The 17,684-nt window shown below is 49.5% G+C and carries 18 protein-coding genes and 1 riboswitch; of the genes, 16 read left to right on the top strand and 2 right to left on the bottom strand.

All coding sequences use genetic code 11. The features are described from left to right. Positions 1–15: 15 nt before the first annotated feature. The 3 genes from EL268_RS30330 to EL268_RS30320 all read left to right on the top strand — a co-directional run bounded on the left by EL268_RS30330 (position 16) and on the right by EL268_RS30320 (position 2,218). On the top strand, positions 16–1,449 hold the full coding sequence (locus tag EL268_RS30330) for an NAD(P)/FAD-dependent oxidoreductase (protein ID WP_106654873.1): 1,434 nt from the start codon (positions 16–18) through the stop codon (positions 1,447–1,449). Positions 1,450–1,515: 66 nt separating this feature from the next. Continuing rightward, positions 1,516–1,968, top strand: coding sequence for a hypothetical protein (locus tag EL268_RS30325; RefSeq protein ID WP_232030168.1), 453 nt, complete (start codon positions 1,516–1,518; stop codon positions 1,966–1,968). Further along, a complete protein-coding gene (locus tag EL268_RS30320) occupies positions 1,943–2,218 on the top strand; it encodes a hypothetical protein (protein WP_106654872.1) in 276 nt (91 codons plus the stop codon). The genes EL268_RS30325 and EL268_RS30320 overlap by 26 nt, the downstream gene beginning before the upstream one ends. Before the next feature lie 51 nt (positions 2,219–2,269). On the opposite strand, the gene EL268_RS30315 is transcribed toward EL268_RS30320, so the two are convergent. Next, entirely contained in the window at positions 2,270–2,683 is a 414-nt protein-coding gene (locus tag EL268_RS30315; RefSeq protein WP_106654871.1) for a MarR family winged helix-turn-helix transcriptional regulator, read from the bottom strand. Between the two features lie 201 nt (positions 2,684–2,884). Next, a complete protein-coding gene (locus tag EL268_RS30310; RefSeq protein ID WP_106654870.1) occupies positions 2,885–3,502 on the bottom strand; it encodes a DUF3298 and DUF4163 domain-containing protein in 618 nt (205 codons plus the stop codon). Positions 3,503–3,657: 155 nt separating this feature from the next. On the opposite strand from EL268_RS30310, the gene EL268_RS30305 reads away from it, so the two are divergent. The 13 genes from EL268_RS30305 to EL268_RS30245 all read left to right on the top strand — a co-directional run bounded on the left by EL268_RS30305 (position 3,658) and on the right by EL268_RS30245 (position 17,681). Continuing rightward, positions 3,658–5,133, top strand: a complete 1,476-nt coding sequence (locus EL268_RS30305) for a methyl-accepting chemotaxis protein (protein WP_106654869.1) — start codon at positions 3,658–3,660, stop codon at positions 5,131–5,133. Between the two features lie 150 nt (positions 5,134–5,283). Then, a riboswitch (SAM riboswitch) is annotated at positions 5,284–5,406 on the top strand. Positions 5,407–5,607: 201 nt separating this feature from the next. Further along, positions 5,608–6,636 (top strand): BMP family lipoprotein, encoded by a 1,029-nt coding sequence (locus EL268_RS30300; RefSeq protein ID WP_106654868.1) that lies wholly within the window; start codon positions 5,608–5,610, stop codon positions 6,634–6,636. Positions 6,637–6,741: 105 nt separating this feature from the next. After that, on the top strand, positions 6,742–8,271 hold the full coding sequence (locus EL268_RS30295) for an ABC transporter ATP-binding protein (RefSeq protein WP_106654867.1): 1,530 nt from the start codon (positions 6,742–6,744) through the stop codon (positions 8,269–8,271). Continuing rightward, on the top strand, positions 8,246–9,316 hold the full coding sequence (locus EL268_RS30290; protein ID WP_017252474.1) for an ABC transporter permease: 1,071 nt from the start codon (positions 8,246–8,248) through the stop codon (positions 9,314–9,316). Before EL268_RS30295 ends, EL268_RS30290 begins: the two co-directional genes overlap by 26 nt. Further along, complete coding sequence (locus EL268_RS30285; protein WP_106654866.1) at positions 9,303–10,217, top strand: ABC transporter permease; 915 nt, start codon at positions 9,303–9,305, stop codon at positions 10,215–10,217. Before EL268_RS30290 ends, EL268_RS30285 begins: the two co-directional genes overlap by 14 nt. A 40-nt stretch (positions 10,218–10,257) precedes the next feature. Then, positions 10,258–10,926: a sulfite oxidase-like oxidoreductase gene (locus EL268_RS30280; protein ID WP_106654865.1), complete on the top strand. Its 669-nt coding sequence runs from the start codon at positions 10,258–10,260 to the stop codon at positions 10,924–10,926. Between the two features lies 1 nt (position 10,927). After that, entirely contained in the window at positions 10,928–11,650 is a 723-nt protein-coding gene (locus EL268_RS30275) for a nucleoside phosphorylase (protein ID WP_106654864.1), read from the top strand. A 546-nt stretch (positions 11,651–12,196) separates the two neighbouring features. Further along, positions 12,197–12,796 (top strand): glycerol-3-phosphate responsive antiterminator, encoded by a 600-nt coding sequence (locus tag EL268_RS30270; RefSeq protein WP_106654862.1) that lies wholly within the window; start codon positions 12,197–12,199, stop codon positions 12,794–12,796. After that, on the top strand, positions 12,774–13,436 hold the full coding sequence (locus tag EL268_RS30265) for an HAD family hydrolase (RefSeq protein ID WP_048035180.1): 663 nt from the start codon (positions 12,774–12,776) through the stop codon (positions 13,434–13,436). The genes EL268_RS30270 and EL268_RS30265 overlap by 23 nt, the downstream gene beginning before the upstream one ends. Before the next feature lie 6 nt (positions 13,437–13,442). After that, positions 13,443–14,510: an ABC transporter ATP-binding protein gene (locus tag EL268_RS30260; RefSeq protein WP_106654861.1), complete on the top strand. Its 1,068-nt coding sequence runs from the start codon at positions 13,443–13,445 to the stop codon at positions 14,508–14,510. After that, complete coding sequence (locus EL268_RS30255) at positions 14,510–15,466, top strand: carbohydrate ABC transporter permease (protein WP_106654860.1); 957 nt, start codon at positions 14,510–14,512, stop codon at positions 15,464–15,466. The genes EL268_RS30260 and EL268_RS30255 overlap by 1 nt, the downstream gene beginning before the upstream one ends. A gap of 26 nt (positions 15,467–15,492) precedes the next feature. After that, positions 15,493–16,320, top strand: coding sequence for a carbohydrate ABC transporter permease (locus tag EL268_RS30250; protein WP_106654859.1), 828 nt, complete (start codon positions 15,493–15,495; stop codon positions 16,318–16,320). 32 nt (positions 16,321–16,352) lie between these two features. Continuing rightward, on the top strand, positions 16,353–17,681 hold the full coding sequence (locus tag EL268_RS30245; RefSeq protein WP_106654858.1) for an ABC transporter substrate-binding protein: 1,329 nt from the start codon (positions 16,353–16,355) through the stop codon (positions 17,679–17,681). The last annotated feature ends 3 nt before the right edge of the window (positions 17,682–17,684 follow it).

Here is a 17,684-nt window from a genome sequence, read left to right as displayed (position 1 = left end):
TGGGGAGGGAACGAAATGAAGAAGTATGATGTAATCGTTGTAGGAGCAGGACCAGCAGGGATTTTTACATGCTACGAGGTAATGCGAAAAGCACCGAATGCCAAGGTGCTGTTGATTGATAAAGGGCATGACATCTATAGCAGACGCTGTCCGATCTTGGAGGAAAAGATCAAGCTCTGCCCGCCGCCAGCAGGAAAAAAAGAATTCGCAGGCTGTTTGCCGGCCTGTTCGATTACCAGTGGTTTTGGTGGAGCAGGCGCCTATAGCGATGGTAAATTTAACATCACCACCGAATTTGGCGGTTGGATGACAGACTATCTCAGCCCTTCCACTGTACTTGGGCTGATCAAATACGTAGATGAAATCAATTTGGAGCATGGGGCTACCCAATCGATTACGGACCCGACCACTGAGACGATTAAGAGCATCGAGCAGCGCGGCTATGCAGCTGGACTCAAGCTGTTGCGAGCGCAGGTGCGTCACTTGGGAACGGAGCAAAACCTGGAGATTCTCCAGTCGATCTTCGAGCATTTGAAAAAGCATGTCGACATGATGTTCAAGACAGAGGTCGAGGACATTATTACGGTGAAAGAAGCAGACGGACATCAGGTAAAAGGTGTCGTCTTGAAAAACGGCCAAGAGTATGAGGCTGATTACGTGGTAATCGGACCAGGCCGCGATGGCTCCGCATGGTTGACGGATATCCTGAAAAAGCGCCGCCTGAAAATGTACAACAATCAAGTTGACGTAGGCGTACGTGTGGAGACGTCCGATGTCGTCATGCGCGAAATCAATGAGCATCTGTACGAAGGAAAATTCATTTTCAATACATCGGTCGGAACGCGTGTACGGACGTTCTGCAGCAATCCATCCGGTCACGTGGTCGTGGAAAACCACAGTGGTGTTATGGCGGCAAACGGGCACTCTTACAAAGACCCAGCGTTGGGCTCGATGAATACAAACTTTGCGCTCTTGGTATCGCATACGTTTACAGAGCCGTTTGACAAGCCGAATGAGTACGCGAGAGAAATTTGCAAGCGGGCGAACGATCTGTCAAACGGTGGGGTTATCGTACAAAAGTACGGCGATATCTTGCGCGGCCGACGTTCCACAGAGTCGCGTATTAAGGAAGGCTTCCTGGAGCCTACTCTGAAGGAAGCGGTACCGGGTGACTTGGGACTCGTGTTGCCTTACAACACGATGAAAAGTTTGATCGAGATGGTGGAAGCATTGGACAAGGTAACGCCGGGAATCGCTTCCGAGCACACATTGTTCTACGGAGTGGAAGCGAAATTCTACTCGGCACGTCCGAAACTGACGGAGGAATTCGAAACAGAGATCAAGGGATTGTTCTGTGGCGGAGATGGTGCCGGAATTACACGTGGTCTGGCACAGGCCGGAGCTGCTGGGGTCTGGATGGCTCGCAATATTGCGAAACGCATGCAATAACGAATACGATCATAACAAATAGGCTTCTTGCTGGGCACGCTGGTGCTTGGTGGGGAGCCATTTTTCATGACAGAACAGCATCAGGAAAGTATTGGTCCCGATGTCACGAGGGATTGGGCAGAAGCGTATTGTATAAAAGGGCCAATACTCAAACCACGACCTTTTGTTGGCAGGGAGGTATCTATGTTTTTTTGTGATGATGATGACGATACCGCTGTAATAGCACTTTGGATTATTTCGATTGGCTTTGTCATACTGGCGATTGATAAAACAACCAGATTAAGTCAAAAGCCTGCCTGCGACAATGAGAAGTTGATACAGCCCCTCATTCAATTAAACAAGCAAGTCAATGGGAAGAACAAGAATGGCAATGACGACGATGAAGATATGCAGTTTAAACGAATTGAACAGCAAATTGCCCAATTGCGCGACAGTGTTCAAGATATAAAGAAGAATTTACAGGAGAGTCCATCCAAAAACGGAGGGAAGAAGGATGATCGAAAAAAATCTGGCGAATGAGCTGGTAGCGGTAGGTGGGTGGATCGCCGTTCTGGGTGCCTTCCTGGCTGCTATAGGCTCGACTGGACAGGTGGAACCAGACGAGGATACTTCTACAGACAACGGATCAAATGGCAAAGAATCTAATGATTTGAAAAAACAAGTGCTGCAACAGAAAAAACAATTGCAAAAGCAACAGATACAGATTGAACTGATTCAATTGGAACAAGAGCTCAACACCATTATTCATAGCACAAGGAAAAATGGCTAACAAAAAATGACTTCACCAAACTGCTTTTGGGCGAAGTCATTTTTTTACTTGTTACGACGGCTGTAAATTATCGTTCATTTTCTTCAATACGCGGTTAAAGATAGCGAGTTCTGCTTCGTCAAGGCCGCGGAGTGCCAGTTCCTCTTGCTCTTTGGCAGCCTCCAGCCATTCCGGGAACCGTTCGACTGCTTGCGGAGACAAGGACACGTATCGCTCACGCTTGTCATCCCCCTCTGAGCGAATAATCCAGCCCATCTCTTCCAATCGGGTGAGTGTCCGGGTAATCGTCGGCGCTTCCACATTCAGGTAGTTGCTCAATTGAACCTGGGTGAGCGATTCACGATAATGCAAGCAAAGGATAATACCCCATTGCGAACTGTATAATCCCATGGGAGCCATAGTCCCATTCAACGTTTTACTGAATATTCTTGCGGTTCGGCTAATTCGATGACCATAATATTGCATGAGTATATACCTCCAGGAAAGCTGGTCCGATATATCGTACACTTTATTGCTTAAGTAAATATGGATACTAACATACTAGCAGTTATGGACATATAAGTAAATGTTTATTCGATGGCGAAATAATGGATTTTCTGACACAAATAGAATCAGGCGAGTGTCATGAAAGAAGACACTCACCTGGCTGAAAAATACAGTGATGCATTAATCTGCGGACAAGATACGCAGTGGACCTTTTTCATTGATGAGCGGCTCCAGTTCATAGACCGAAATGGGGAACATAGGGAAACCGACGTAGTAAGGCGTAATTTCGTACAGCTGGAAGTAGATGACCAGTGCTTTGTCGGCGACGTAATAATCCTGATCGGGCTTAATCGACGTAAAGCCATTGAGTGTGGGGATGCTTCTTTCTTTGATTTGGCGCTTGATGTTTTCGGAAATCACCTTGACGTAATCGCTTCCTGGCTTGAATAATTCACGCAGCGTATACAGCTTGCCTGTTTGGATATCTGCGGTGATCGACCCGAGGAAGGTCATGCCGTGAGCCATTTGCGGTGTGTAGGCGTAGTTGCTCAACATGACGCTGAAAATGCCGCGTTCGTTTGTCTTGATTTCGAAGCTGCCTTGCATTTGTGTATTTCCCGGTACCTGGACCCGTTGCTGCTCGTGAATTAAGCCTTGAACCGTTTGAGAAATCGCCCGGTTGATATCTTTTTCCGCTTGCTGATTGGCTAGGCCTGCCAATTGGGGGTAGTAAATCGTCGTGTTCGGACGGCTAATTGTCCGTGTCAGCACGGTAGCTGGCAATTGATTGAGTTCCACTTTTCTCCGTTTGCCTCCTGTACATGTAAGTTGTGTAATAGCCTATTCGAAATTGTTTTTGGCTGTTCTCACTTTTTTCACAAATTTGGCAAAGGTTTGGCTATATAATGGGGAAAGAATCCGATACATAAGTAATAGGGAAAAGGGGGGCAATTATGATTCAATTGATTCGCAATACCTTGACTGACAAAGAAGGCTTTATGATTTTTATCCTATGGAATCATTTGTGGATGGCGGGACTCATTGCCTACCAAATGGATGTGAACTTCTGGAAAGTGACGTCCTTGGGATTGCTGGTCACTTTAATTGTTTCGCCGTATTATTTCATTCGCAAAGATAGTCATGTGATTCGTTATCTGGTAGCAATCGGACTCATGTTTTATGCGATTTCATTCGATCACTTTACCACTTACCAGGAGGTTTCGTTCCTCGCCTTCATCGTCATGGGCTTTTTGGCAGCCTATTTGGACTGGAAACTGGTAGTAACAGCGGGAATTGCCCAAATCATCGTCACCGTTGTCGGGTTTTATACGGGAACCTATGAGATTTTCAACGGTGATTTTTCGGAGCTCAATCTGGGCGTGCGTATCGTAGCCATTCTCATGATGATGGGAGCCGTCACGTATCTATGTCTCGCCGGACAAGCTTCCCTGCAAAAAGCGCACGACGCAAGGCAGGAAGCAGAAGAGAAGGAGCGCCGTCTGGGAGAAATGCTTTTGAACATCCAGCAAATGACGGAGCAGCTGGATCGTACAAGCGATCATGTGCATGAGCATGCGGAAGGTACAAAGCGCAATACAGATGAAATGATGGTAGCCTTCAAGGAAGTCGCCGTCGGTATGGAATCGCAGGCGAATTCAACGGTGAAAATCGAAGAAGAGGTTCAATCCATCGACCAGGAAATCGAGGCAGTTACAACACAGACAAACGCAATGAAAACGGAATCGCAACAAAACAACCGTCGTTTGACAGAAAGCGTTCAGATGATGAACGAGCTGTCCTCGCAGATGGAGCAAATTGTGCAGGCAGTTAATGTAGCAGCCTCTACGATTCACCAGCTCAATCGACAGGCGAATCGCGTAGAAGAAATTGTCGGCGCTATTAATCAGATCGCGACACAAACGAATCTCTTGGCGCTGAATGCGGCGATTGAATCGGCGCGTGCAGGCGAGCATGGACGGGGATTTGCTGTTGTAGCGGATGAGGTACGCAAGCTGGCAGAGCAAAGCGCGACAGCTACACAGGAAATTACCGACATTCTGAAATCTCTCCATCAGGAAAGTGAGAATGCGGTGCAGCATATGAGCAATGGGGAAACGTCTGTTGCAAAAGGCCAAGAGCTGGCCGTGAAAACAGTGGCCTCCATCGAAGCAGTGCGTGCCGGGATGATGGCTTTCTTAGAAGCAGCTGATCAAGTAAGCTCCAGCATGGACCGGGTAAAAGTGCGTTCCGGCGAAGTTGCCATCGAGATGTCGACCATTACAGCCGTAACGGAGGAATCGGTAGCCAACTTAGAAGAGCTGTTTGCGACTGCAGAAAACCAGCATCAAAAAGTGCGTGAGATTACGGAAGAGCTGGGTGAGCTGAATACGTTGTCTCATCGCCTCCAGCAAACCTTTCACGTAAAATAAAGGTTGTTTAAAAAGTCGTCTTTTGATCACGAAGTAGTTCTGAAAGCTGATTCGGCATCGAAATAGAACTGTTTGGAATTGAGAAAAAAGAATTGCATTTTTGAACCGTTCTGCTAGAATGAATTCCATTGTAACTAAATACATTCACCTACCTTATCAAGAGCGGCGGAGGGACTGGCCCGATGATGCCCGGCAACCACTGATCATGTCTATGCATGAACAGAAAGGTGCCAATTCCTGCAAAACCTGTAACATGGTTTTGACAGATGAGGAAGAGAACGGCTACGTACGCAAACTCTTCCTCCGGGAAGAGTTTTTTTGTTGTATATGTAAAAGGAAAGGAAGGAATAAACGAACGATAAATAAAGTTTATAAGAGAATATTCGTAAATAGTATTGAAAAAATGGGTAAAAAGCCGTACATTACCTAATAGGATAAAGAAAAACGTAAAGTTCGGATAGGGAGAGATACATCATGAAGAAGTTATTGCTGGCATTAACGACATTCGCAGTATTGGCAACAGGGTGCTCGACTGGCACTAGCGCACCTGCAGATCAGCCAGGAGGACAAGCAGCAGGACAAGAGGGCGCGGACAAAAAGCGAATTGCCTTGATTTTGCCCGAGAAAATCGGTGTGAATCCGTTCTTCCAACAAATGGATGAGGGTGCAAAGAAAGCCGCGCAAGAGCTAGGCGCAGAAGTGAAAACGATTGAATCTACGGACCATGGGGCGATTGAAGAAAATCTGCGCGTAGCTGTTGCAGAAAATTATGATTTGATCATCACTTCTTCCTTTACATCAGAGGATGCCTTGAAAAAAGTAGCTACCGAAAATCCTGACCGTAATTTTGCGATTATTGATACGGTAGTGGATTTGCCAAACGTGCGCAGTGTTACCTTCCGCGAGCAGGAAGCGGCTTACCTGGTAGGAGCAGCAGCAGGTCTGGCAACGAAAACGAACAAAGTAGGTATGGTTGTCGCTCTTGATATTCCACAGTTGAAAAAATGGACAGTTGGCTTCGAGGAGGGCTTGAAAGCGACGAATCCAAAAGCAGAGCTGATGGTCAACTATGTAGGAAGCTTCACTGACCCGGCAAAAGCGAAGGAATTGGCTTTGCTCCAAGCTTCCAAAGGCGCAGACTTCATTAACGGTGCAGCAGCAGTAGGCGACCTTGGCGTTTTCGAAGCGGCGAAGGAAAAGGGCTTCTTCACAGCAGGTCAGGACGTAGACCGTACCACGATTGATCCTGAGCATATTGTTCTGTCCCAATTGAAAGGGACTGACGCGGCGGCTTATGAAACCGTGAAGAACTTTGTAGAAGGAACGTTCAAGCCAGGTGTTGTGGCGTACGGCTTGAAAGAAAAAGGTGTTGGCGTGACCTATGTCACACACGAAAGCAAAACGCCTCTGAACGCTTTTATTGGACAAGAAGTGGTGGATAAAGTGAAAGCGATCAGCGATGAGATTGTAGTGGGCACCCGCAAAGTACCAGACCAGTTTTAAACAAGTACGTGAAAAGCTTGTGCACAGTGATGCATGTGACCGACTACGGCTGTGTAGTCGGTCTTCCATTTTCATAAAAGGACGTACAGAAATGAGGGAGTGGGAATGACCGATCGCTTGGAAATGAGGGCCATGACCAAGAAGTACGGAGATTTTACCGCCAACGACAAGGTGTCGTTCTCACTGGCAGCAGGAGAAGTCCACGCGATTGTCGGGGAAAACGGAGCGGGCAAAACGACACTGATGCGGATGCTGTACGGAATGGAGCAGCCGACGTCGGGAGAGATCGTGTTAAATGGCAAGCCAGTCGTTTTTCGCGGACCAGAGGACGCGATTCGAAATGGAATCGGGATGGTTCACCAGCACTTTATGCTCTTCGGAGAATTTAGTGTAACTGAAAATATCGTGATCGGATACGAGCCGAAGCAAGCGGGTTTTTTCAAAAGAAATGATGCAGAGGACACGGTGCAGGCGCTTAGTGAGCAGTATCGCATTCCGATTCATCCGCAGGCCAAGGTAGCGAATTGCTCGATTGGGGAACAGCAACGGGTCGAAATTCTTAAGGTCCTGTATCAGGGAGCGGATATCATCGTGCTGGACGAGCCGACCGCTGTACTGACTCCACTAGAGGTACGCGACCTCTTGCAAACGATTCGCAACTTGGCGGAGAGCGGCAAAAGCGTCATTTTGATTACACATAAGCTGCAGGAAGTCATGGAGGTAGCGGATCGTATTACGGTACTGCGCGGAGGCAAGGTGACGGGAACGGTTTCCCGTACAGAAACCAATGCGGACGATTTAGCCAGACTGATGGTTGGACGTGAATTGCAGGAGCTTTCTGAGCGCATCCCTTTGGAACCTCGACCACTCATGCAGGTGGAGAATCTCACAGTTCGAGAAAAGCAGACACTGCTCGATCAAGTCAGCTTTACCGTGCACCATGGGGAAATTGTAGGAATCGCAGGTGTTTCCGGGAATGGACAATCCGAGCTGCTGCAAGCGATCAGCGGCTTGCGAGCGGCACAGGAGGGCACGGTGCGGTTAGGCGGCAAGGACGTGACGAACAAATCAGTAGCTACTATTCGGGATGCCGGCTTGGCGCATATTCCGGAGGATCGCTACCTGTGGGGAACGGCCAAACTCTCAAGCGTCGAGGAAAATGCGTTGATGGGCTATCAGCGAAAGCCTGCTTACAACCGCCGCGGCGTCGTTTTGCGGGAGAAATTCCGCCAAGTCGTAAAAGGCTGGGTGGAGCAGTTTGCCATTAAGACAGGCTCCCGGCAATTGCAGGAGCTGGCAGGGAATCTGTCAGGGGGAAATTTGCAAAAGCTGATCGTCGCAAGGGAGCTGGGACATGAAACCCCGTTTTTGATTGCGGCTGAGCCTACGCGAGGGGTGGATATCGGTGCCATGGAGTACATCCATCAGGCATTGATCGAAAAGCGCAATCAAGGAGACGGGATCTTGTTAGTTTCGTCCGAGTTGTCCGAAATTCTCGCCTTGTCTGACAGGATTTTGGTCATGTATAAAGGGCGCATCGCTGGAGAGCTTTCACGCCTGGAGGCAACCGAAGAAAAAATCAGCGTGATCATGGCGGGAGGAAGCATTCATGGCAGCAATCAAAGAGCTATCTAAGTCATTGGTTCAGCCGTTCTTGGCTGTCGTCATCGGTTTGTTGACCGGGGCGCTGGTCATTGCTGCGGTTGGCGAATCGATCTTGGGCACCTACCAGGAAATGTGGAAAGGGGCCTTTGGCAGTTTTTATTTCTTTACGTCTACATTAGCGAGGGCCACGCCTATCATGCTGATTGCCCTGGGTCTTTCCCTCGCATTTCGTGCAGGGGTATTCAACCTGGGGGCGGAAGGGCAAATGGTGCTGGGTGCCGTCAGTGCTGCGTTAGTCGCGATCTACTTGCCCGCACCAGGAATGATCAAAATTGTGGCGGGTATTTTCGCAGGAATGGCAGTCGGTGGGTTCTGGGCGTTGCTGCCAGGCTTTATGGAAGCCCGCTTTCGTATTCCGTTGCTCATCTCTACGTTGCTCTTCAACTATATTGCCGTTTTGTTTGCGAGCTATCTCGTGACAGAGCCATTCCGGGATCGCTCGGGTTCTGCGGCACTGGCACAGACCGTCATGCTGGAGAAAAGCGCTTGGCTTCCGAAGCTGTTTGCGGGGATGAGCGTGCATGCAGGGTTTTTGTTTGCGATCGTTGCAGCGCTGTTGTTGTTCTGGGTACTTCGTTTTACGCCTTTTGGCTATGAAGTGAAGATGCTGGGTCAAAACTCGCTGTTTGCTCAATACGGAGGCATTAATCGGATTCGGGTCATGCTAACCGGGATGTTTGCCAGTGGTGGACTGGCTGGGTTGGCGGGAACTGTCGAGGTAATGGGGGCGCACTATCGTTTTGTTGACGGAGCCCTGACTGTACCAGGGTTCGCCTGGACGGGCCTGATGGCCGCTCTGCTTGCAAACTCGCACCCGCTTGGCATCATTGTGACTTCGATCCTGCTTGCTGCTTTTCAGACAGGAGCCATGGGTGTAGAGCGTAATACGGATGTGCCGCTGGAGCTGGCAAGTGTTATACAAGCCGTATTGATTTTGTTCATCTCCGCCAAGTTCAGCTACGACTGGTGGAAAAAGCGGAAGGCAAAAGGAGGGGAATCGCATGGAGCTCTTTGATTGGTCCCTCCTCAGTTCTACCATTCGGATGGTCACGCCGATCTTGTTGGCAGCTTTGGGTGGAGCGCTCTGCGCACGTGTCGGAATTTTTAATGTTGGTTTGGAGGGCTTGGTGCTGGTCGGTGCCTTTTCCGCGATTGTCGGCAATCATTTTACCGGGAATCTCTTTTTGGCCGTTTTGATTGCAGCGCTGGTCAGCATTGTCTTTTCTCTTTTATTCGCCTACATGACGATCAAGCTTAGGGCGAATGAAATCGTCGTCGGTGTGGCGATTAACTTTCTCGCGCTGGGGTTGACGACATTTGCACTGCGGGCGATCTTCGGTGTCAAAGGTGCGTTTTACGATAAGGATATGGCTGGCTTGCCAACCGTCGAGATTCCTTTCATTCACGATATTCCGGTCATCGGAGGCATTGTCTCTGGTCATTCGCCTCTCGTGTATTTTGCGTTTTTGGCTGCGATTCTGTTGTATGTGTTCTTTTATCGGACGGTTACGGGCTTCCGCGTCCTCGCAGTTGGTCTGAATCCCGTTGCGGCACGCAGTCTCGGTCTGAAAGTGACGGGACTTCAGGTGCTGGCGATAGTGATGAGTGGCGCATTGTGCGGGATTGCAGGGGCACAGCTTTCCCTGGGGCAAGTCACGATGTTTACAGAAGGGATGACGGCTGGTCGGGGCTTTATCGCATTGGTGGCGATGATGATGGGGCAGTCGCATCCACTCGGTATTTTGGCTTCGAGCTTTTTGTTCGGATTGATGGATGTCCTTAGTATTCGTTTGCAGGGCTTTTCGCTTCCGACGCAATTCACGGCTATGCTGCCATACGTGCTGACGATTGCCGCGATGTTCTTCTTGAAAAACAAGAGTCAGATCGGCAGCAACAATCGGCAGAGCACCCGTTAATCCATAAGCATGATAGACACGAAGACAGGGGAAATGCGAGATGAACAACAAGGCAGATCGAATCAAAAGAATGAAGGTACCCGCCCCAGTGGGACCGGGACTCGCCAGACGACTTCCGCCAGGACAAATCCTGACAGAGCGCTTTCCCATTTTACATGAGGGAGACGTGCCAGTGTATGACATGAACGAATGGACGCTGCGCGTTTTCGGTGAGGTAGACCGGGAAGTGACGCTCACTTACGAAGAGATCATGGCGATGCCGCAGGTGACAGTGACGAGCGACATTCACTGCGTGACGCGCTGGTCCCGTTTTGACAATGCCTTTACAGGCGTGCGTTTTCGTGATTTTCTACAGGCGATTGGCGTGACTCCGGGGGCGAACTTCGTCATGCTGCACGGTGATCACGACTATACCGCCAATGTGCCGCTTGCTGATCTGGAGCATGATGATGTGCTGCTGGCTCACTCCTTTGATGGAGAGCGACTGACGGACAAGCACGGTTGGCCGCTTCGCCTGGTTGTTCCTCATCTGTATTTTTGGAAAAGCGTAAAGTGGATCAGAGGAATTGAATTTATGACGGAAAACAAGCCCGGCTTCTGGGAGCAAAATGGTTTTCACTTGATCGCAGACCCGTTTCGCGAAGAGCGGTTCTCCGGCGAAGCGTTGCCGATACCAGAGGATGAGTGGGAGAAAAAGGAGTTCGATTGAGATGTTGACGAATCTAAAGGTAGATCCAGAACAACTGCCCAAACGCGTCATCGTGTGCGGTGATCCAAAACGTGCAGCCTTGATTGCTTCGAAACTCGACGATCAGCGTCAAATCGGGGAAAACCGCGAGTATCACAGCTATGCGGGTACTTGGAAAGGCGTCGAGGTAGCGGTAGTGAGCCATGGTGTAGGTGCACCTGGAGCAGCCGTATGCTTCGAGGAGCTAGCGAAGGGCGGCGCTCAGGTCATCATTCGTGTAGGAACTGCCGGGTCATACCAAAAAGAAATCGAGACAGGCAGCCTCGTTATCAGCTCCGCAGCGGTTCGCCAAGACGGCTTGACCAGTCAATTGGTTCCGGCGGGATTCCCGGCTGTTGCCAATCGCCATGTCGTGGATGCACTCGTACAAGCAGCGGGAGCAAACGCATCAGACTTGAAGGTATTTGAAGGAATCACGCTGACACTTGATGTCTTTTACAGTGGAGTGTTGGAATTCCCGCACAAACTGTACCAAAAAGCTGGTGTTTTGGCAGTCGAGATGGAAAACACCGCTCTGTTCGTGATTGCGGCACTTCGCGGTATGAAGGCAGGCTCTATTTTGGCGATTGACGGGTATGCAGATGCAGACCTGCTCGAATCGTATAACCCCCACACCGATGTAATGGCAAAAGCCATTGAAGCAGAAGCGTTGATCGCATTGGATGCGGTTATTGCGGTTTCGTAAATTCATTTATAGGAACGCCCGGAACTGATTTAGGTTCTGGGTGTTTTTGCATTCATGCAGTGTTTTTATTTTTATTTAGTAGGCTTGATATGGAAGCAGTAGCTGTAGAGAGGAAAAAGGAGAAACCGACGAAGGATCTTTGGAACACCGACCAAGGTGGAATGGAAAAAGCGAAACACGATTTTAGCGGCCACCTCTGAACTTACCTCCTGAGTGGACTACTTTGGACGCGGGTTTCGCTTTTTCCATGGAACCGGCCAGTCAAACCCCCAGCAGGTGTGACAAGAAGCCTGAGTGGTTTCTCCTTTTTCCTCTCCTCCACTAAAGTCCGATCAAATTGTAAACCACATCTTTTCCGATAATTAACATTCCCTTTAAGCTTCCTTAACGCTCGTACAGTACCATTCAAAGTAACAAGTGAACACATCCCTTCGGTTGGAGCCATGGAGAAACCCCCGACAGCCTTTCCAAGCACTTTCATCGAGAGTTCTTTGGCATTGTCATGTCGCAGGGTTTTTTGTCTTGGGCATAAGGAGGCTTAAACGAGTGAACCAGGAACAGTTTCATGCAAGACTGGCACAGTACAAGCTAATCGCTTCCGTAAAAGAAGCGAAGTACCTGGAAAAAGCGGCAGAGGCAAAATTGAGTGCTGCGGTACTCTCGATTGGCAACATTGGTGTGATCAAAGGCTACGTGGATTATTTCAAGTCGAAAAATATCCCTGTATTTCTTCATTTGGAGCGGATTGGCGGAATCAGTCATGACCGGGAAGGCATCGCATTTCTGGCGCATTACGTCAAGCCAGACGGGATCGTCACTACGCGCAACACACTGGTCAAGCTGGCGAAAAAGCAAGGCCTGCTGACGATTCAGCGTTTGTTTTTGGTCGATAGCGACTCGATTAAATCAGGCCTAACTTCCCTGCAAGATACACAGCCTGACGCTGTTGAGCTGATGCCTGGTTTGCTGCCAGAGTTTATCGAAGAATTTCGAAGTGTGATCGATACCCCGATCATTTCAGGCGGGCTGATTCGCAAGCGGGAACAGATGGAGGAAGTATTGAAGCATGGAGCGACAGCTGTTTCAGTCGGAAATCCCCTGCTGTGGAAGGAGTGTATGAACATTGATTCAAGCGTTGTTATTTGATTTGGACGGGACCTTGCTGGACAGTCGGGATGCGGTCGTGGATGCCGTTGCTTTTACGGCTGAGCAGTACGCACCGGGACATTTTAGCAGAGAAGAGCTGCTCGCACGTTTTGGCGAATCGTTTGATGATTTTTTGGCGGCAGTTGCTACAGCAGCGGGCGTCCCTGACAAAAAGGAAGTGCTGCAGAGATACTTCGCCTATGTACGGGAGCATCATGAAGAACACGTCAAACTGTTTCCGTTTGTTCGCGAAGGGTTGGAAAAGCTGAAGGCGGCGGGCTTTACGATGGCGATCGTCACGAACAAGCAACGGGAGTTTACATTGGCGGGTCTGGAGATGGCAGGAATTGAGCATCTGTTTGAGGCAATCGTCACGGTCGATGATGTATCACGAGGCAAGCCGTCGGCTGAGCCTGTACAAAAAGCGCTGGGAGCGCTAGGCAAAAGTCCCGAGCAAGCCATGATGATCGGTGACAGTCGCTATGATGTATTGGCTGCGGTAGGAGCGGGCGTGCAATCTGTCGTGCTGGAGTGGTACGGACAAGAGAAATGGCTCTACGCTTCTCCGGATTACCGCTACGCCGATTTTGAGACATTTGTTACGGAAATGCTGGCCGCAAAGGCGCAAGGAGGGAAATAAAAACAGATGGCACGTGTGGTGTTGGAGCAGGTAACGAAAGCCTTTCAGAATCAAAGTGTGGTCAAAGGATTGGATTTGGTCATTCCAGATGGCTCCTTTACGGTTCTGGTAGGTCCGTCCGGCTGTGGGAAATCAACCACACTCAGGATGATCGCTGGCTTGGAAACAGTGACGGACGGCAAAATCATGATCGGTGATCAAACAGTGAATCAATTGCCACCTGGCAAGCGTGATATTGCGATGGTTTTTCAAAATTACGCCCTCTACCCAACCATGAACGTGTACGACAATATCGCTTATGGCTTGAGAAATCGTGGAACATCGAAAAAGGAATGTCAGGTGCTGGTAGAGGAGATCGCGGAAATCGTCGGGCTAACCGATTATCTCAAGCGCAAGCCTTCTCAGCTCTCCGGTGGTCAAAGGCAACGTGTTGCACTCGCGAGGGCCATGGTGAAAAAGCCAAAGGTTTTCCTGATGGACGAACCCCTCTCCAATCTCGATGCAAAGCTGCGAAATCAGATGCGTGTGGAATTGACTAGCCTGCACAAGCAGCTCGGCAGCACCTTCATCTACGTGACACATGATCAGGTAGAGGCGATGACCATGGGCGATCAGATCGTTGTCATGAATGACGGACACATTATGCAAGTAGCGGCCCCGATGGATTTGTATCAGGAGCCGGAAAATCTGTTTGTTGCCCAATTTATCGGTTCTCCGCCGATGAACATTGTTTCAGCGGAGGGCAAGAGTGAGCACGTATGGGGATTCCGCCCGGAAAAAGCAGTGTTGTTGCCTCTGGCTGTCTCTGCCATTACGAGCGAAGAGATGTGGAACGCACGAGGTCAGGTCGTATCCAGGGAAATTCTTGGCTCAGACACGCTCCTTCACGTAGAGACGGAAAAAGGCAGGGTCATCGTCAAAGCGGACTCGGAGGTAGCGATGCAGGTCGGCTCCTCGGTCACGGTCACTGTGCAGTGGGAGTACATGTATGTGTTCGAAAAGGGTAGCGGAAAACGAGTGGGTCGTATGAGTGGACGAGAGCCTGTATCGACACGTGCAGGAGGGGATAGCTGATGCGAAAAGCGGCAACTGTACAGGAGTTGCCTGGTGTAAGCCAGTCGAAAACAGAAGTGCGTCCGTCTACACTCGCATGGTCTGACCTAGCGTCCCGACTGCGTCCGTACTTGTATCTGGCACCCGCATTGATTTGCTTTGTCCTGTTCTTCTTTTACCCGATTGGCTCGATCATTTATTTGAGCTTTCAGGACTGGTCATTGATCAATCTGGAGCAAATGGAATGGGTAGGCTTGCAAAACTATCAGGACTTGATGGTAGACGGGGATTTTCATCAAGTATTGGGAAATACCGCAGTCTTTACCATTGCGACAGTAGGGATCGGCCTGACACTATCTTTCCTGCTCGCACTATGGCTGAACAAAAAGGCAAAGGTGTACGGCATTATTCAGGCGACTGTTTTCAGTCCTCACATCATTTCGCTGGTATCTGTCTCGATGCTGTGGATGTGGCTGATGGACCCGCAGTTTGGCCTGTTGAACGCAGGACTGGAAGCGGTCGGATTGCCTGCGTATACATGGCTGACTGACCCGAAAAGCTCCTTGTTGTCACTGATCATCGTCAGCATTTGGAAAGGTGTCGGCTATAACACACTCATTTTCATCGCAGGTTTGCAAAGCATTCCGGGCGATATATACGAGGCAGCGGCGCTCGATCAATCGCCGTGGTGGCGGACGCTGAGGCGTATTACGATACCGATGCTGTCGCCGACGATTTTCTTTTTGCTCATTATCAATACGATCTCATCCTTTCAAGCGTTTGACACGATTGCCATTATGACACAGGGTGGTCCAATCAATAGTACGAACATGCTTGTCTACTACATTTACGAGCAGGGCATGGACTTCTACAATGGCGGGATTGCTTCGGCTGCCTCTGTCATTTTGCTGATACTGGTTGGGATTTTAACAGCTCTGCATTTCCTGGTGATGTCCAAGCGCGTGCATTATCGCTGATGAACTCGTGAGAAAGGAGGAGCAGCATGTATCGAGTGGTTTTGGCTTCACGCAAGACCGTGGAATGGATTGGGCTTTTGATCGTGGCTTTCCTGTTTGTGTTCCCGTTTCTGTGGATGGCATCGACGGCTTTCAAAACGATGCCAGAGGTCCGGCAATTTCCCCCGACGCTTTTGCCTGAGACGTGGGAGTGGAGCAACTTCGCCCAAGCGTGGGAATCAGGTCCGTTCCTTATGTTTACCTGGAACAGCATTCTGGTTGCGGTGGGGATTTTGATCCTGCAATTTTTGACGGCGGTGCCCGCAGCTTACGCTTTTGCACGCTACAAGTTTCCCGGTCGCAATCTGTTGTTCGGTCTCGTCTTGATTGTCTTGATGATTCCCGGACAAGTCATCTTTTTGCCGATTTACGTGCAATTGAGTGGCTGGGGACTCGTCAATACGCTGTGGTCGCTCATCCTGCCGTACGCAGCCAGTGCTTTCGGGATCTTCCTGCTCAGGCAAGCATTCATGCAGGTGCCCGATGAAGTGATCGAGGCAGCACGTCTGGATAACGCGTCCGAATGGAAGATCATGTGGACGATCATGGTGCCGATGGCGAAGCCTGTGCTGGTCACTTTCGGACTTTTCAGCTTTATCTACCATTGGAACGACTATTTCTGGCCGCTGATTATGACCAACAGCGACGAGGTTCGCACCTTGCCGATCGGAATATCCAGCTTGCACATGTCCGACGGCGGAACCTTGTGGAACGTCATGATGGCGGGCAACATGATCCTCATTCTACCGATTCTCGTGATTTTCTTCGTGGCACAACGGCATATTATCAAAGCGTTCATCTATCAATCCAAATAATAAAAGATAGCTCTTAGGGAGGAAATCAAACCATGTTTTCCATGAAAAAGACTGGAACGATTCTATGTGCATTGACTATCGGATTGTCAGGAGTGTTGGCTGGGTGCGGATCATCTGGAAAAGAACAGTCTGCTAGTACTGGCAGCACTTCTCAGCCGGCAGCGTCTACAGCATCCAGCGGCCCTGTCGAAATTGATTTCTGGTATGCGTTGGGTGGCGTTCGTGGGAAAACAATTGAGGATATGGTCAAAAAATTCAATGAAACACATAAAGATATTGTCGTCAAACCAGCCTACCAAGGTGCGTATCAAGAGAATCACTCGAAAGTACTGGCATCTGTAGCAGCGGGCAACAATCCAGATGTCACGATGGTCGAGATCGCTTCAATCGCGGCATTTGCGGATGCAAAGGTTTTGGAAGATTTGACGCCTTACTCGCAGGGGGATGAAAAGAAGTACATTCCTGGTCTTATGAAAAACTCTTATTGGAATGACAAACTGTACGCAGTGCCATTTAACCGCTCCACTCCACTGCTGTACATCAACCGTGATATGTTAAAAGAAGCAGGACTTGATTCAAACGGTCCGAAAACGTGGGATGAGCTCGTCAGCTTCTCGCAAAAGCTGAGCAAAAAAGAGGGAGACAAAATTACCCGGTACGGCTTCTCGACGCCTGTTGATATTTGGTTCTACGAAGCGCTTGTTTTCCAAGGCGGGGGCAACATCCTGAGCGAGGACGGCAAGGAGCTGACCATCAACAATGAAGCAGGAAAGGCACCGCTTGAGCTCTGGTCCAAAATGGTGAAGGAAGGCATTATGAAAAACCCTCCAGGGGAGAATTACAACGCGTGGGATGTAGCGGAGCAAGACTTCTTGAATCAAAAAGTGGGCATGATTTTTACCTCGACTGGTTCCTTGACGGAATTGAAGAAAAATGCCAAATTTGACATGGGTGCAGCTTTCTTGCCAGCCAATAAAACGTTTGGTACGCCAACGGGCGGCGCGAATCTCGTGATGCTGGCGAAGTCGACCGATGCAGAGAAAAAAGCAGCGTGGGAATTCATGAAGTGGATGACCGACACCGCGCAAACAGTTCCTTGGTCAATCGCTTCCGGTTATATGCCTGTTACGACAGAGGCAATCGATTCGGCTGAAATGAAGGCTTTCTATGAAAAAGATCCAAACTTCAAGGTCGCGGTAGATCAACTGCAATACGGCTATCCTCGTCCAATGGCTCCAGGCTACAAAGAATTGCAGGATGTGATTCAAAAAGAACTGCAGCGTGCGATGCTAGGCCAAGCGACTGTAGATGAAGCGATGCAGGCGGCGACAGAAAAAGGCAGCAAGCTTTTGAAAAAATAACAG

Source organism: Brevibacillus brevis (genome assembly GCF_900637055.1).
GTDB classification, from domain to species: Bacteria; Bacillota; Bacilli; order Brevibacillales; family Brevibacillaceae; genus Brevibacillus; species Brevibacillus brevis.
Note: the sequence above shows the minus strand (reverse complement) of the source record. Positions and strands in the feature narration are given on the sequence as shown.